The sequence below is a fragment of the Streptomyces sp. NPDC002886 genome (assembly GCF_042888445.1).
Classification (GTDB): Bacteria; Actinomycetota; Actinomycetes; order Streptomycetales; family Streptomycetaceae; genus Streptomyces.
Genome location: NZ_JBIAPV010000008.1, coordinates 307,244 through 321,758, shown reverse-complemented (window position 1 = coordinate 321,758; position 14,515 = coordinate 307,244). Strand labels below are relative to the sequence as shown.

At 74.1% G+C, this 14,515-nt stretch carries 12 protein-coding genes; 8 read left to right on the top strand and 4 right to left on the bottom strand.

All coding sequences use genetic code 11. The features are described 5' to 3' along the window. Positions 1 to 39 precede the first annotated feature (39 nt). From rimO to ACFYYB_RS31140, 5 genes are all read left to right on the top strand, one after another. Positions 40 to 1,548, top strand: coding sequence for a 30S ribosomal protein S12 methylthiotransferase RimO (gene rimO / locus ACFYYB_RS31160; RefSeq protein ID WP_389439434.1), 1,509 nt, complete (start codon positions 40 to 42; stop codon positions 1,546 to 1,548). Beyond that, positions 1,545 to 2,201: a CDP-diacylglycerol--glycerol-3-phosphate 3-phosphatidyltransferase gene (pgsA, locus tag ACFYYB_RS31155; protein WP_327304242.1), complete on the top strand. Its 657-nt coding sequence runs from the start codon at positions 1,545 to 1,547 to the stop codon at positions 2,199 to 2,201. The genes rimO and pgsA overlap by 4 nt, the downstream gene beginning before the upstream one ends. A 62-nt stretch (positions 2,202 to 2,263) precedes the next feature. Further along, on the top strand, positions 2,264 to 2,803 hold the full coding sequence (locus tag ACFYYB_RS31150) for a CinA family protein (RefSeq protein WP_389439474.1): 540 nt from the start codon (positions 2,264 to 2,266) through the stop codon (positions 2,801 to 2,803). 109 nt (positions 2,804 to 2,912) lie between these two features. Beyond that, positions 2,913 to 3,293, top strand: a complete 381-nt coding sequence (locus tag ACFYYB_RS31145) for a helix-turn-helix domain-containing protein (RefSeq protein WP_112451800.1) — start codon at positions 2,913 to 2,915, stop codon at positions 3,291 to 3,293. 235 nt (positions 3,294 to 3,528) lie between these two features. After that, positions 3,529 to 3,882, top strand: coding sequence for a hypothetical protein (locus ACFYYB_RS31140; RefSeq protein WP_389439431.1), 354 nt, complete (start codon positions 3,529 to 3,531; stop codon positions 3,880 to 3,882). 65 nt (positions 3,883 to 3,947) lie between these two features. Here ACFYYB_RS31140 and ACFYYB_RS31135 read toward each other — a convergent pair whose 3' ends face one another. After that, the gene (locus tag ACFYYB_RS31135; protein WP_389439429.1) at positions 3,948 to 4,715 is read right to left on the bottom strand and encodes an SDR family NAD(P)-dependent oxidoreductase; all 768 of its coding nucleotides are present in this window, start codon (positions 4,713 to 4,715) and stop codon (positions 3,948 to 3,950) included. A 36-nt stretch (positions 4,716 to 4,751) separates the two neighbouring features. Further along, entirely contained in the window at positions 4,752 to 5,621 is an 870-nt protein-coding gene (locus tag ACFYYB_RS31130) for a DNA-formamidopyrimidine glycosylase family protein (RefSeq protein ID WP_389439427.1), read from the bottom strand. A gap of 578 nt (positions 5,622 to 6,199) precedes the next feature. Here ACFYYB_RS31130 and ACFYYB_RS31125 point away from each other — a divergent pair. After that, complete coding sequence (locus ACFYYB_RS31125; RefSeq protein WP_389439425.1) at positions 6,200 to 6,844, top strand: dihydrofolate reductase family protein; 645 nt, start codon at positions 6,200 to 6,202, stop codon at positions 6,842 to 6,844. Positions 6,845 to 6,859: 15 nt separating this feature from the next. Here ACFYYB_RS31125 and ACFYYB_RS31120 read toward each other — a convergent pair whose 3' ends face one another. Next, a complete protein-coding gene (locus ACFYYB_RS31120; protein ID WP_389439423.1) occupies positions 6,860 to 11,473 on the bottom strand; it encodes an ATP-dependent helicase in 4,614 nt (1,537 codons plus the stop codon). 151 nt (positions 11,474 to 11,624) lie between these two features. Here ACFYYB_RS31120 and ACFYYB_RS31115 point away from each other — a divergent pair, with 151 nt between their 5' ends. Both ACFYYB_RS31115 and ACFYYB_RS31110 read left to right on the top strand, forming a co-directional pair. Next, the gene (locus ACFYYB_RS31115) at positions 11,625 to 12,476 is read left to right on the top strand and encodes an AraC family transcriptional regulator (protein WP_389439421.1); all 852 of its coding nucleotides are present in this window, start codon (positions 11,625 to 11,627) and stop codon (positions 12,474 to 12,476) included. A gap of 10 nt (positions 12,477 to 12,486) precedes the next feature. Further along, positions 12,487 to 13,707, top strand: coding sequence for a DUF2716 domain-containing protein (locus tag ACFYYB_RS31110; RefSeq protein ID WP_389439419.1), 1,221 nt, complete (start codon positions 12,487 to 12,489; stop codon positions 13,705 to 13,707). Here ACFYYB_RS31110 and ACFYYB_RS31105 read toward each other — a convergent pair. After that, positions 13,704 to 14,507, bottom strand: a complete 804-nt coding sequence (locus tag ACFYYB_RS31105) for a nucleotidyltransferase domain-containing protein (RefSeq protein WP_389439417.1) — start codon at positions 14,505 to 14,507, stop codon at positions 13,704 to 13,706. The genes ACFYYB_RS31110 and ACFYYB_RS31105 overlap by 4 nt on opposite strands. Between the last annotated feature and the right edge of the window lie 8 nt (positions 14,508 to 14,515).

Below are 14,515 nucleotides of genomic sequence, written 5' to 3'. Positions count from 1 at the left end.
AGGCGGGGGCCGGTGCCGGGACGAAGTAGTCTTGAGTCCATGCCCGAACGCCGTACCGTCGCCCTTGTCACTCTTGGCTGCGCCCGTAACGAGGTGGACTCGGAGGAGCTCGCAGGCCGCTTGGCGGCGGATGGCTGGGAGCTCGTCGAGGACGCCGCCGATGCGGACGTAGCCGTCGTCAACACCTGCGGCTTCGTCGAAGCCGCCAAGAAGGACTCCGTAGACGCCCTGCTGGAGGCCAACGATCTCAAGGATCACGGCCGCACGCAGGCCGTCGTAGCCGTCGGCTGTATGGCCGAGCGCTACGGCAAGGAACTCGCCGAAGCGCTCCCCGAGGCCGACGGAGTGCTCGGCTTCGACGACTACGCCGACATCTCCGACCGCCTCCAGACGATCCTCAACGGCGGCGTCCACGCCTCCCACACCCCGCGCGACCGGCGCAAGCTGCTGCCCATCAGCCCGGCGGAGCGCCAGGACACCGAGGTGGCCCTCCCGGGTCACGCGCAGTCGACGCCCGCCGAGGAGCCGGCGGCGGCTCCCGCCGACCTTCCGGACGGCCTCGCGCCCGCCTCCGGGCCGCGCGCGCCGCTGCGCCGCCGCCTGGACAAGAGCCCCGTCGCCTCCGTGAAGCTCGCCTCCGGCTGCGACCGGCGCTGCTCGTTCTGCGCCATCCCGTCCTTCCGCGGCTCCTTCATCTCCCGCCGCCCCAGCGACGTGCTGGGCGAGACGCGCTGGCTCGCGGAGCAGGGCGTCAAGGAGATCATGCTGGTCTCCGAGAACAACACCTCGTACGGCAAGGACCTGGGCGACATCCGCCTGCTGGAGACCCTGCTGCCCGAGCTGGCCGAGGTGGACGGCATCGAGCGCGTCCGCGTCAGCTACCTCCAGCCCGCCGAGATGCGGCCCGGGCTGATCGACGTACTCACCTCGACCCCCAAGGTCGTCCCGTACTTCGACCTCTCCTTCCAGCACTCGGCCCCCGACGTGCTGCGCTCCATGCGCCGCTTCGGTGACACCGACCGGTTCCTGGAACTGCTCGACACCATCCGTTCCAAGGCCCCGACGGCCGGCGTCCGGTCCAACTTCATCGTCGGCTTCCCCGGCGAGACGGAGTCGGACTTCGCCGAGCTGGAGCGCTTCCTGACCAGCGCGCGGCTCGACGCCATCGGCGTCTTCGGCTACTCCGACGAGGACGGCACCGAGGCCGTCACGTACGAGAACAAGCTGGACGCCGACACCATCGCCGAGCGCCTCGCCCACATGCAGCGCCTCGCCGAGGAGCTCACCTCGCAGCGCGCGGAGGAGCGGATCGGGGAGACGCTGGAGGTGCTCGTCGAGACGGTCGTCCCGATCGACGAGGCGGAGGACGGCGAGGGAGCCTACGGGCGCGCCGCCCACCAGGCGCCCGAGACCGACGGCCAGGTCGTCTTCACGGACGGCGCGGGCCTGGTCGTGGGACGCATCGTCACCGCGAAGGTGGTCGGCACCCTGGGCGTGGACCTGGTGGCGGAGCCCCTGGGTGTGGATCTTGAGGAGGCGGCCGGATGACCGGAGCCCCGGCATCTGCGGCGGGCGGGACCGGCCGCCGGCCGGCGCCCGGCGCGAAGCTGGGCGCCGCGGCGGTCAATCAGGCCAGCCTGTGGAACATCGCCAACATCCTGACGATGATCCGGCTGGTCCTGGTGCCGGGATTCGTGATGCTGCTGCTCGCCGACGGGGGCTACGACCCCGTCTGGCGGGCGCTCGCGTGGGCGGCGTTCGCCGTCGCCATGATCACCGACATCTTCGACGGGCATCTGGCCCGTACGTACAACCTGGTCACGGACTTCGGGAAGATCGCCGACCCCATCGCCGACAAGGCGATCATGGGGTCGGCATTGGTGTGTCTGTCCTGGCTCGGTGATCTGCCCTGGTGGGTCACCGGGGTGATCCTCGGCCGGGAACTCGGGATCACGCTCCTGCGTTTCTGGGTCATCAGGTACGGAGTGATTCCGGCGAGCCGGGGCGGGAAGCTGAAGACCCTGACCCAGGGCGTGGCGGTGGGCATGTACGTGCTCGCGCTGACCGGGCCGCTGGCGACGCTGCGGTTCTGGGTGATGGCGGCCGCCGTCGTCCTGACCGTCGTGACCGGTCTGGATTACATCCGCGAGGCCGTCGTGCTCCGGCGCAAGGGGCTCGCCGCGGAGCGCGCCGCGCGGTGAACCTGACGGACAATGGCGCGGTGTTGCAAGAGACGGGCGGTTCTTCGGTGGCCGGTGAAGCGGTGCGGAATCCCGCGGGGGCTGCCGGGGGCAGCGGGGAGGTTGCGGCCGATGTGCTTCGACTCCTCGCGGAGAGTAACGGTACGGTTGCGGTTGCGGAGTCGCTGACCGGCGGCATGGTGGCCGCGGAGCTCACGGCGGTCCCCGGCGCTTCCCAATCCTTCCGCGGGTCCGTCACCGCGTACGCGACCGAGCTGAAGCACCGGGTGCTGGGCGTGGACGCCGGGCTGCTGGAGGCCGAAGGCGCGGTGAACCCGCAGGTCGCGGAGGAGATGGCGGCCGGAGTGCGGCGCGTGCTCGGCGCTTCCTGGGGCATCGCGACCACCGGGGTGGCCGGTCCCGACCCGCAGGACGGTCAGCCGGTGGGCACGGTTTTCATCGCCGTGGCGGGTCCCGGGGGCAGGAAAACGGCCCGGCTGCGGTTGAAAGGCTCCCGTGAGGAAATTCGTAGGGAGAGTGCACGGACAGTGCTCGAGCTGCTCGCGAGCGAACTCCGCGAGAATCTGCGGGGGCAGGATACGGAACAGGACGGGGGGATTTGATGTTTGCAGCCCTGAGTGAACACGACATCGCTCCCCGCACGGCCGCCGCGCGAGGCGGTACGGTGGGGCGTGAAGGTTACGGCTACACGGTCAGAGGAGGGAGCCACCGATGATTCTGCTCCGTCGCCTGCTGGGTGACGTGCTGCGTCGGCAGCGCCAGCGCCAGGGCCGTACTCTGCGCGAAGTCTCCTCGTCCGCCCGAGTTTCGCTCGGCTATCTCTCCGAGGTGGAGCGGGGGCAGAAGGAGGCATCTTCCGAGCTGCTCTCCGCGATCTGCGACGCGCTTGACGTACGGATGTCAGAGCTGATGCGGGAAGTCAGCGACGAGCTTTCGCTCGCCGAGCTGGCCCAGTCCGCCGCGGCGAGCGAACCGGTGTCCGCACCGGTCCGTCCGATGCTCAATTCGGTATCCGTGGCCTCGGTCACGGGTGGCCCGGAACGGGTGACCATCAAGGCACCCGTGGAAGCGGTGAATGTCGTAGCCGCGTGATGCGTGTGCGTGTGTGCTGAGCGTATGAGTGTGGCCGGAGCCCCGGCCGGTGCCCTTGGGTGCCGGGTGGGGCTCTTTGCTGTTCCGGGGGTGGGTTCCGGTGCGGGGTGCGGGGTGCGTGGTGCGGCGTTCCGGTGGCGGTGCCGCGGGGGCGCGACGGGGGTGCGGGGTCGGGCGGGGTGCGGGAGGATGGGCCCGTTCGGGTCTCCGGCCCCTGGAGGTGGCCGTGCGGCGGTTGCTGGGTATACCCGTGGGTCTGGCCCTCGCGCTGTCGGTGGGCGTCCTGTGGTGGTGGGCCGTGCTGCGGCTCGTGCTGGCTCCGGCCGAGGCCGGGCCGGTGGAGGGTGCGGTCGCCGTCGGGGGGTGGGGGCTGGGCCTGCTTCCGGTGCACTGCGTACCGGGGCCGGTGGGTGGCCGTCGCCGCCGTGGGGCGGCGGGAGGCGTACGGGGTGACGGGGGCGGAGCCGCGGGTGCCGGCGGCGTCACGGGCGAGGACGGGGAGTGGGCTGCCGCCGGGTCGGTGGGGGCCCGGGAGCCGGGGGCGGCGGTGGCTGGAGCTTCGGAGGGCGGCGAGCAGGGGTCCGGCTGATCCGGGGCCTGGGTGTGGGCGGGGGCGGGTGGCGTCGGGTCGGGTGGGTCGGGGTGGGTGTGTGGTTACCAGGGCATGGCGACTCCACCGTTCGGGCGAAGGATCTGGCCCGTCATGAAGGACGAGGCGTCCGAGGCGAGGTAGAGCACCGCCTGGGCTATGTCCTCGGGCTCGCCCACGCGGCGCAGCGGGGACATGCGCGTCATCATCGCCTCGGTCTGCTCCTGGACCTCGGGGCTGTGCCGGCCGGTCATCGGGGTGCGGATCCAGCCCGGCGCGACGGCGTTGACGCGGATGCCGTGCGGGCCGGCCTCCGTGGCGAGGGTCTTGGTCAGCTGGACGACGGCCGCCTTGGCGGCGCTGTAGCAGAGCAGGCCGGGCTGGGCGGCGTCCACGGCGCCCGAGGCCATGGTGATGATCGAACCGGGCCGGCCGGCGGCGATCATGGCGCGGGCCGCCTCCTGGCAGGTGCGCAGCACCCCCTTGAAGTTGATGTCCAGGACCCGGTCGAGGTCCTCGTCGGAGGTCTCCAGGACGCTGCTGCTGTGCATGATCCCGGCGATCGCGGCGGTGATGTCGAGCGGGCCGGCCTGCGAGATCGCCGCCCTGATCGCGGCACGATCGGTGACGTCGAGGGGGTGGGCGGTGGCGCTGCCGCCGGCCTTGGTGACGAGTTCGACGGTCTCCTGGAGGCCCTGGGCGTCGCGGTCCGCGCAGTGCACGGCGGCTCCGGCCTCGGCGAGGAGCACGGCGGTGGCCCGGCCGATGCCGCTGGCGGCGCCGGTGATCAGGGCGGTGCGGCCGGTGAGTTCGTACGCGCTGGGTGTAGGCATGCGGGGACGGTACGACTGCATCTGACGGGCCGTCAACTAACGTGTCGGCCCGGATTGGCAGCGCGGACACCAGTAGGTGGGGCGGTCGTCCTGGGGGGCTTCGCGGACGGGGGTGCCGCAGCGCAGGCAGGGGCGGTGGGCGCGACCGTAGACGAACAGCTCCTGGCCTCGGCGGAGGCTGCCCGTGGTGCTGCGGTGGCGGGCCTTGTTCGCGTCGAGGAGCCGGTGTGCGGCGGCGGCGAGGCGGGGGAGGGTGCTGGGTGGCAGATCGCCCACCGGAGTCCAGGGGGTGACCTGGGCGAGGAAGCAGAGCTCGGCCTTGTAGATGTTGCCGATGCCGGCCAGGTTCCGCTGGTCGAGGAGCGCTTCGCCGAGGGGGCGGGCGGGGGCGGCGAGGAGGTTCGCGGCGGCGGTGGCCTCGTCCCAGTCGGGACCGAGCAGGTCGGGGCCGAGGTGGCCGACGGCGCGGTGTTCGTCGGCGGTGCGGAGCAGTTCGACGACGGGGAGGCGGTAGCCGAAGGCGGTGTGGTCGGCGGTGCCGAGGATGACGCGGATCTCGTGGGCGGGGCCGGGTGGTGTGCGGGGAGCGCCTGGGGCGCCCGGTGTGGTGGGTGTGGTGGGTGTGGTGGGTGTGGTCGGGATGATGCGCCAGGTGCCGTCCATGCGGAGGTGGGTGTGCAGGGTGAGGCGGGTCCGGGGGGTGGCTCCCGGGTGGGTGCCGAGGGCCGGGTGGCCGAAGCGCATGAGGAGGTGCTTGCCCCGGGGGACGACCTCCAGGGTGGTGAGGCCGGTGAGGTCGGCGGTGGCGAAGCGGGGGACGCGGAGGTCGGAGCGGGTGAGTTCCTTGCCCGCGAGGGCTTCGCGGAGGCGGGCCGCGACGCGGTAGACGCTGTCTCCTTCGGGCATGCGTTCATTCTCCTGCGGAGTCGGGCTCGGCGGGTGCGGACGGGGCCGCCGCTGCGCGGGGCGTGCTCCCCGCCCCGCCCTTCCTCCGTTCCCCGGGGCTGAGCCCCGGACCCCTGTTCCCCGGGGCTGAGCCCCGGATCCCCGCTCTTCGGGGCTGCGCCCCGGATCCCCGCTCTTCGGGGCTGAGCCCCGGACCCCTGCTTCTCGGGGCTGCGCCCCGGACCCCGATTTCCGGGCTGGGTCTCGGGGCTTGCTGCTGGGCTGTGCGCTTGGCCCCGTTCCCGGGCCGTGCCTCGGGCCCCGTCTCCGGGCTGCGCCCCGGACCCCGTTCTCTTGGCTGTGGCCCGGACCGCGTTTCCGGAGTGTGCCGGCGGGCCTCGTTTCCGGGCTGTGCGCCGAGGCCCGGTCCGGGCTGTGCCGCCGGGCCTGACTCCGGGCTGTGCACCGGGTGCCGTTGCCGGGGTGGGATCCGGACGGGTGGCTGTGGGATGGATTGGGGGCGGTGTTTGTGGTTCGGGCGATGAGTTTGGGCGGGGCGGGGAGTCTCATCGTTGTTGTCGACGTCAGAGGAGGAACTTGTGGCTCAACTCCTGAGGGTGCAGAACTTCAGTGTCTCGAGTGACGGCATCGGTGCCGGTGAGGAGCAGACGCTCGAGAGGCCGTTCGGGGATGCGGATCCCGCGCGGCTGTTCGCCTGGGCCGGGGCCACGGCGAGTTGGCCCAATCGCACCGAGCCCGGCGGGAGCCGTGGGCTCGACGACTACTTCGCCCGGGACTTCTCCCACAACATCGGTGCCGAGATCATGGGGCGCAACAAGTTCGGGCCCCAGCGCGGGCCCTGGCAGGACCACACGTGGCAGGGCTGGTGGGGTGACGAGCCTCCGTTCCACACCCCGGTGTTCGTCATGACCCACCACGAGCGGCCTTCGATCACGCTCTCCGACACCACGTTCCACTTCGTCGGCGGCGACCCGGCCGCCGTTCTCGCCCGGGCGCGGGAGGCGGCGCAGGGGAAGGACGTGCGGCTCGGCGGCGGGGTCACCACCATCCGGCAGTTCCTCGACGCCGACCTCGTCGACACCCTGCACGTGGCGGTCTCGCCGGTGAAGCTCGGGTCCGGACTGCGGCTCTGGGAGTCCCCCGACGAGCTGCGCGACCGCTTCCACCTGGAGGTGGTGCCCAGCCCGAGCGGGGTGACGCACCACCTGTTCTGGCGGAAGTGAGCCGGTCCCCCTCGGTCAGTGGCGCAGGCGCAGGCCCTGGGGGGTGGCGTGGAAGCCCGTGGCTTCTGTGGGTGGGCCGTAGGGGGAGGTGAGGGAGGGGGCGGCGTTGATGCGTTCCACCGTGAGGGTGGGCAGGGTGCCCTGGCGGGAGGCCGTGGTGAGGGCCGTCAGGGCGGCTGTGAGGCGGGGGTCGTCCGGGTCGGGCCAGGCGAGGAGGGTTTTGCCGCCGCGCTCCAGGTAGAGGGTGAGTTCGCCGTCGACCAGGACCACGAGGGAGCCCGCCTTGCGGCCCGGCTTGTGGGTGGCTCCGGCCGGGGGCTCCGGCCAGGGGAGGGCCGCGCCGTAGGCGTTCGCCGGGTCGGCGGCGGCGAGGACCACCGCGGCCAGCGGGGGCGGGGTGCGCTCGGCCGCACGGAGCCGGTCGACCGCGCCGTCCATGGCGAACTGGGCCGCGCCCAGGCCTTCGACCACGTAGCCCCTGCGGGCCTGGCCGCTGTCCTCGAAGGCGGAGAGGACGCGGTAGATCGCGCTGAAGCCGCCCTCCACGCCTTCGGCGGCCACCGCGCCCCGGGTCACCACCCCGTGCCGGTCGAGCAGGGTGCGGGCCAGGGCGTGTGCGCGGTGGGTCGGGTCCGGGGCGTGGACCGGGAGCAGGGACCAGCGGCCCGACACCGTGGGCGGGCCCGTCCGGGAGGCAGGGGTGGTGAGGGTGCCGTACCGGCCGCGCGGGATCGTACGGCGGGCTCGGTGGGCGGTGGCGCCCGCCGTGCGGCCCGAGCCGAGGAGGGAGCGCAGGGGGGCCAGGGTGTCGTTGGTCAGGCGGCCCGACCACGCCAGGTCCCAGACGGCGGAGGACAGGTCCGCGTCCGAGGCGTCCGGGACCAGGGCGCGGGCGCGGTCCGTGAGCTGGCGGAAGAACAGGCCGTACCCCCCGGAGAGGGCGGACAGGAGCGCCTCGTGGAGCGGGCTGAGCTCCAGGGGGTGCGGGGGAGGCAGGAGGAGGGGGGCGGAGTCGGCGAGGTAGAGGGAGACCCAGCCGTCCTTGCCCGGCAGGGCGCCCGCGCCCGCCCAGACGACCTCGCCGGTGGTGGTGAGCTCGTCCAGGAGGGTGGGGGAGTAGTCCGCGACCCGGGAGGGCAGGATCAGCCGTTCGAGGGCGGAGGCGGGCACCGCGGCGCCCTGGAGCTGCTCGATCGCGCGGGCCAGGCCGTCGATGCCGCGCAGGGCTCCGCCCAAGTGCTGCCACTGGGGGAGGAAGGTGGCGAGGGAGGCGGGAGGGACCGGCTCCAGTTCCTGGCGCAGTGCGGCGAGGGAGCGGCGCCGTAGCCGGCGGAGCACGGTGGCGTCGCACCATTCCTGGCCGATGCCCGCCGGGTGGAACTCGCCCTGGACCACCCGCCCGGCCGCCGCGAGCCGGTGCAGCGCGCCGTCCGTCACGGCGGTGCCCAGCCCGAAGCGGGCGGCGGCGCCGACCGTGGTGAAGGGGCCGTGGGTGCGGGCGTACCGGGCCAGGAGGTCGCCGAGCGGGTCCTTCACCGGCTCGGTGAACGCCTCCGGGACGCCCACGGGGAGCGCCGTGCCCAGCGCGTCGCGCAGCCGGCCGGCGTCCTCGATGGCCGCCCAGTGGTCCTCGCCGCCGATCCGGACCCGGATCGCCCGGCGGGAAGCGGAGAGGGACGCGGCCCACTCGGCTTCCGCGCCGCGGGCGGCCAGTTCCGCCGGGGTGAGCGGGCCGAGCAGGCGCAGCAGGTCGGCCACCGACTCGGCGTCCTTGGCCCGCCGGTCCTCGGTCAGCCACTGGAGCTCCCGCTCCAGCTCCGTCAGCACCTCCGCGTCGAGCAGTTCGCGGAGCTCCGCCTGGCCGAGCAGCTCGGCCAGCAGCCGGGAGTCCAGCGACAGCGCGGCCGCCCTGCGCTCGGCGAGCGGCGAGTCGCCCTCGTAGAGGAACTGGGCGACGTAGCCGAAGAGGAGGGAGCGGGCGAAGGGGGAGGGCTCGGTCGTGGTGACCTCGACGAGGCGGACCCGGCGGGCCTCGATGTCCCCCATCAGCTCCGTCAGGCCCGGCACGTCGAAGACGTCCTGGAGGCATTCCCGTACGGCTTCCAGCACGATCGGGAACGAACCGAACTCGGAGGCGACCTGGAGCAGCTGCGAGGCGCGCTGGCGCTGCTGCCACAGGGGGGTGCGCTTGCCGGGATTGCGGCGCGGGAGCAGCAGGGCGCGGGCCGCGCACTCGCGGAAGCGGGAGGCGAACAGGGCGGAGCCGCCCACCTGGTCGGTGACGATCTGCTGGACGTCCCCGTGGTCGAAGGCCACGTCGGCCGCGCCCAGCGGGGGCTTGTCGTCGTCGAAGTCGAAAGAGGCCGAAGAGGCTGCCGCGCCCTTCGGCGCCGGGTCGTGGTCCAGGAGGTCCAGGTCCATGCCCAGCAGGTCCGCGTCCGGGAGGCGGAGCACGATGCCGTCGTCGGCGTGCATGACCTGCGCGTCCATCCCGTACCGCTCGGAGAGGCGGGCGCCGAGCGCCAGCGCCCAGGGGGCGTGGACCTGGGCGCCGAAGGGGGAGTGGACGACGACCCGCCAGTCGCCGAGCTCGTCGCGGAACCGCTCGACGACGATGGTCCGGTCGTCCGGTACGTGGCCGCAGGCCGCGCGCTGTTCGGCGAGGTAGGACAGGACGTTCTCCGCGGCCCAGGCGTCCAGGCCCGCCGCGAGCAGGCGCAGGCGGGCGTCCTCGGGGTCAAGGGCGCCGAGCTCGCGCAGGAACGCGCCGACCGCGCGGCCCAGCTCCAGCGGGCGGCCCAGCTGGTCGCCCTTCCAGAACGGGAGGCGGCCCGGGACGCCGGGGGCGGGGGTGACCAGGACGCGGTCGCGGGTGATGTCCACGATCCGCCAGGAGGTGGTGCCGAGGGTGAAGACGTCGCCGACGCGGGACTCGTAGACCATCTCCTCGTCAAGCTCGCCGACCCTGCCCCCGCCCTTCTTGGGGTCGGACCCGGCCAGGAAGACGCCGAAGAGCCCGCGGTCCGGGATGGTCCCGCCCGAGGTCACCGCGAGCCGCTGCGCGCCCGGCCGGCCGGTGATCGTTCCGGCGACGCGGTCCCACACGACGCGGGGTCTGAGCTCGGCGAAGGCGTCCGAGGGGTAGCGGCCGGCCAGCATGTCCAGCACCGCCGTGAAGGCCGAGTCGGGCAGCGCCGCGAAGGGGGCGGCGCGGCGCACGAGGGCGAGCAGGTCGTCCAGCTGCCAGGTGTCCATCGCGGTCATCGCGACGAGCTGCTGCGCGAGGACGTCCAGCGGGTTGGAGGGGATCCGCAGGGACTCGATCGAGCCCGTGCGCATCCGCTCGGTGACCACGGCGGCCTGGACCAGGTCGCCCCGGTACTTGGGGAAGACGACCCCGGTGGAGACCGCGCCCACTTGGTGCCCGGCGCGGCCCACCCGCTGGAGCCCGGAGGCCACCGACGGCGGGGACTCCACCTGGATGACGAGGTCCACCGCGCCCATGTCGATGCCCAGTTCCAGGCTGGAGGTGGCGACCACGGCGGGCAGCCGGCCCGCCTTCAAGTCCTCCTCCACCAGTGCCCGCTGCTCCTTGGAGACCGAGCCGTGGTGGGCGCGGGCCAGCAGTGGCGGAGCGCCTTGGGCGGCGCCCGACTGGGCCATGATCTCGGCCGGGGGCGGGCCCTCGGGCAGCGGGCCGCCGGTGGCCCGCTCGTACGCGATCTCGTTGAGCCGGTTGCACAGGCGCTCGGCGAGGCGGCGGGAGTTGGCGAACACGATGGTGGAGCGGTGGGCCTGGACCAGGTCGGCGATCCGCTCCTCCACGTGCGGCCAGATGGAGGGCTTGTCGCCGCCCTCCTTGCCCTCGGTGGCGGGGGAGCCGCCCAACTCGCCCATGTCCTCGACCGGGACGACCACCGACAGGTCGAACTCCTTGGTGGAGGGCGGCTGGACGATCTCCACCTTGCCGCGCGGAGCGAGGTAGCGGGCCACCTCCTCCACCGGGCGGACCGTCGCCGACAGTCCGATCCGGCGCGCGGGGCGGGGCAGCAGCTCGTCCAACCGCTCCAGGGACAGCGCGAGATGGGCGCCGCGCTTGGTCCCCGCGACCGCGTGCACCTCGTCCAGGATCACCGTCTCGATCCCGGCCAGGGCCTCGCGGGCCGCCGAGGTCAGCATCAGGAACAGCGACTCGGGCGTGGTGATCAGGATGTCCGGCGGCCGGGTCACCAGCGCCCGCCGCTCGGCCGGCGGGGTGTCGCCGGAGCGGATCCCGACCCGGATCTCCGGCTCGGGCAGGCCCAGGCGCACCGATTCCTGCCGGATGCCGGTCAGCGGGCTGCGCAGATTGCGCTCCACGTCCACCGCCAGGGCCTTCAGCGGCGAGATGTACAGCACCCGGCAGCGCTTCTTCGGCTCCGCCGGGGGCGGGGTCGAGGCCAGCTGGTCGAGGGCGGCGAGGAAGGCGGCCAGGGTCTTGCCGGAGCCGGTGGGGGCCACCACCAGCACGTCCGAGCCCGCACCGATGGCCCGCCAGGCGCCTTCCTGGGCGGAGGTGGGCGAGACGAAGGCCCCCGTGAACCAGGAACGGGTCGCGGGGGAGAACGAGTCGAGCGCGGTACCGGACATGCCCCCATCGTGCACCCGCCCACTGACAACCGGCCGGACCTCTGGAAACACAGCGGGGGCGGAGGCGCGGGAACAGCCCGGCCGGACGTGCGGGAACGGCCCGGCCGGACGTGCGGGAACGGCCCGGCCGGGACGGGCGCAGAATGGGGGGATGGGCACGGGGACGACCGGAGCGGACGAGGGTCGCCAGGAGTGGGCGCGGCACTGGCGGTACGCGGAACTGCCCGGGCTGGACCTCCTGCGCGCCCACTACGTGCGCCACACCTTCCCGCGCCACGCCCACGACGGGTACGTCATCGCGGCCGTCACCGGCGGCGTCGAGGAGATCGGCCTGCCCGGGGACACCCTGCGCGCCGGGCCCGGCAGCGTGGTCCTGATCAACCCCGAGGTCCCGCACACCGCCCGCGCCGGGGTCCCCGAGGGCTGGGCCTACGCGACCCTGTACCCCTCCCGGGCGCTGATCACCGAGGTCGCCACCGAGATCGGGACCCTGCGCGGGACCCCCGGCTTCACCGCCGACATGGTCGCCGACCCGCAGGCCTCGCGGGCCATCACCGAGGTCCACCGGGCCGCCGAGGCCGGCAACGCGCTGGCCGCCGACACCCTGCTGCGCGGGGTGGTGGCGCGGATGCTGACCCGGCACGCCGGGCCGCTGCCGGCCCGTACGGCGGGCCGCGCGGGGGCCGCGGACGCGGAGCGGGCCCGGGCCGTGCTGGAGGAGCGGATGGGGGAGCCCCCGTCGCTGGAGCAGCTCGCGGCGGAGCTGGGCACGAGCCCCTTCGCCCTGTTGCGGGCGTTCCGGGACCGGTACGGCATGCCCCCGCACACCTGGCTGACCGACGCCCGGGTCCGGCGGGCGCGGCGGCTGCTCGACGCCGGGATCCCGCCGGCGGAGGCGGCCGTCGCCGTGGGCTTCACCGACCAGCCGCACCTGAACCGGCACTTCACCCGCATCGTGGGGGTGCCGCCGGGCGCCTACCGGCGGGGGCGGGCGGCCGGTTAGGGTCCCGGGCATGGACCGGTTGGAGCAGGCCGCGGTGTGGGGCGCGTACGCGGAGCAGGTGCGCGGCCGGGTGCCCGAGTGGGCGCCGCCGGGCGCGGTGGTGGAGCTGGACGGACCCCTCGTACGGACCCACTACGGCACGCACGGGACGGTCGGGCACCGGCCGCTGACGGACACCGGGCGCGGGGAGCTCGCGGAGCTGGTGCGCAGGCAGCAGGAGGCCTTCGGGGCGCGGAGCGAGCCGGTGGAGTGGAAGGCGTACGGGGCCGATCCGCCGGGCCTGGCGCGGGAGCTGGAGGCGGCCGGGTTCACGGCGGAGCCGGAGCGGTCGCTGATGGTGGCGCAGTGCGCGGTGCTCGCGCCGGAGCCGGCCGACGCCCCGGTGCGGCCCGTCGGCCCCGGTGGACCACTGCGCGCACTGGCGGCCGGGTCCGGACCGCACGAGACCCCGTACGAGGAGTTCGAGGCGGACGGCGGTTGCTGGTACGGCCGCGCCGATGCGGCCGTGCTCCTCGAGGGCGGCCGGGTGACGGCCCTGGGCTGGGCACGGCGCCACCCGCGCACGGACTTCGTGGTCATCGGCGGGGTGACCGGCCCGCACCCCGAACTCCTGCGCGCCTGGGGGCAGCTGGCACTGTCGGAGCGCCCGGATCTCCGGGACGCCACGCACTGCGTGCTGGAGGCCGGGGGCGAGCTGCGGGAGGCGGCCCGGGGCGCCGGATTCGCCGGACTGACGACCGTACGGACCTACCGCTGGGCCCCGCCCGGAAAGCCGCAGGCGACCCGGCCGGCGCGGTGGATGAGCGTGGCCGAGGAGTCCCTGCTGTGGAACCGCCTTGAGGACGGGTTCGGCTTTCCCGACGTCGAACCGCCGGCCCCGTCCGTCACCTGGCGGCTCCCGCAGGCGCCGACCGACGAGCCGGACCGGATCCTGCGCCCCGCCCTGCGGGCCCTGACCCGGCCCGGGCAGCGGTTGCACTGGCTCGACTGGCAGCACGTCTGTCACGACTTCGACCCGCACCGGGTGGGTGGTCCCGGCGAACCGCGGTGGCCCGGCCGGGTCTACCCGAACGGCGACTACTACCTCTACGTCCACCCCGACCTGCGCTTCGGCACCTTCGGACACCCTTGGGAGCAGACCCTGAGCGTCTGGGGCGCCGGACTGCTCGTCGCCGTGGAGGGCGGGCTCACCGCATCGCTCGGTGAGCCGCTGCGGCGGCGGGACCGCTAGGACCCGAGGCCCGCGCGGGTCTCCTCGATCAGGGCTCGGGCCTCGGTCACCGTGGCCGTCAGGGACTCCGGGGTCGTGCCTGGGGCGCCCAGCAGGGTCCGTACGCGCGTGCCGAAGGCGGGCGGCGCCGAGGGCAGGAGCTCGGCGACGGCCAGGGCGCCCTTCTCGTTGAGGCACCAGCGGCGGTCCGCCGCGTACAGGGCCTGGACGAGGATGCCGAAGGCCTTGGACAGGCACAGGGAGACGTACAGGGCGTCCGCGCGGGCCGCGCCCTTCGCGGCGCCCGCCGCGAGGAACTCCGCCTCCCACGCCCCGGCGATCAGGGCCTCGCGGAGGGGTTCCGGGTAGGCCGAGGCCGTGGTGCGCAGGGCGGTCAGCTCGCCCGTCGGGTCCGCCAGGACCTGGCCCAGGGCCACCTCGCCCGGGTAGCAGGGGGACCAGAAGCCGAGCGGGTGCCCCGGCTGCACGCCCACCTCGTAGCGGCCCTCGCGGCACTCTTGCCACACCCGTTCCACCCGGTCCAGGTCGCGCAGGATCCAGTCCACCGCCACCCCGTCGACGCGCAGCCAGGCGCCGCCGTTGACCCAGGGCCCCCAGCCGCCGGGTCCGGCCACCTCCACGTCCGGGCCGGCCAGTGCGCCGAGCTCGGCGAGGTCGAGGGGGCCTCGGTAGTAGACGCCGAGGTCCCAGTCCGATGCGGGGTGGTGCTCGCCGCGGGCCCGGCTGCCGCCGAGCATGACTCCGCGCACGCCGGGCACCTCGGCCAGCCGGTCCGCCATTTCCTTGATCTTTTCGTGCATGGTGCAAG

Bases quoted from the DNA above. Each gene is read 5' to 3' on its own strand.
- rimO (WP_389439434.1), top strand. From the start codon at position 40: ATGCCCGAACGCCGTACCGTCGCCCTTGTCACTCTTGGCTGCGCCCGT.
- pgsA (WP_327304242.1), top strand. From the start codon at position 1,545: ATGACCGGAGCCCCGGCATCTGCGGCGGGCGGGACCGGCCGCCGGCCG.
- ACFYYB_RS31145 (WP_112451800.1), top strand. From the start codon at position 2,913: ATGATTCTGCTCCGTCGCCTGCTGGGTGACGTGCTGCGTCGGCAGCGC.
- ACFYYB_RS31135 (WP_389439429.1), bottom strand. From the start codon at position 4,715: ATGCCTACACCCAGCGCGTACGAACTCACCGGCCGCACCGCCCTGATC.
- ACFYYB_RS31130 (WP_389439427.1), bottom strand. From the start codon at position 5,621: ATGCCCGAAGGAGACAGCGTCTACCGCGTCGCGGCCCGCCTCCGCGAA.
- ACFYYB_RS31120 (WP_389439423.1), bottom strand. From the start codon at position 11,473: ATGTCCGGTACCGCGCTCGACTCGTTCTCCCCCGCGACCCGTTCCTGG.
- ACFYYB_RS31115 (WP_389439421.1), top strand. From the start codon at position 11,625: ATGGGCACGGGGACGACCGGAGCGGACGAGGGTCGCCAGGAGTGGGCG.
- ACFYYB_RS31110 (WP_389439419.1), top strand. From the start codon at position 12,487: ATGGACCGGTTGGAGCAGGCCGCGGTGTGGGGCGCGTACGCGGAGCAG.
- ACFYYB_RS31105 (WP_389439417.1), bottom strand. From the start codon at position 14,507: ATGCACGAAAAGATCAAGGAAATGGCGGACCGGCTGGCCGAGGTGCCC.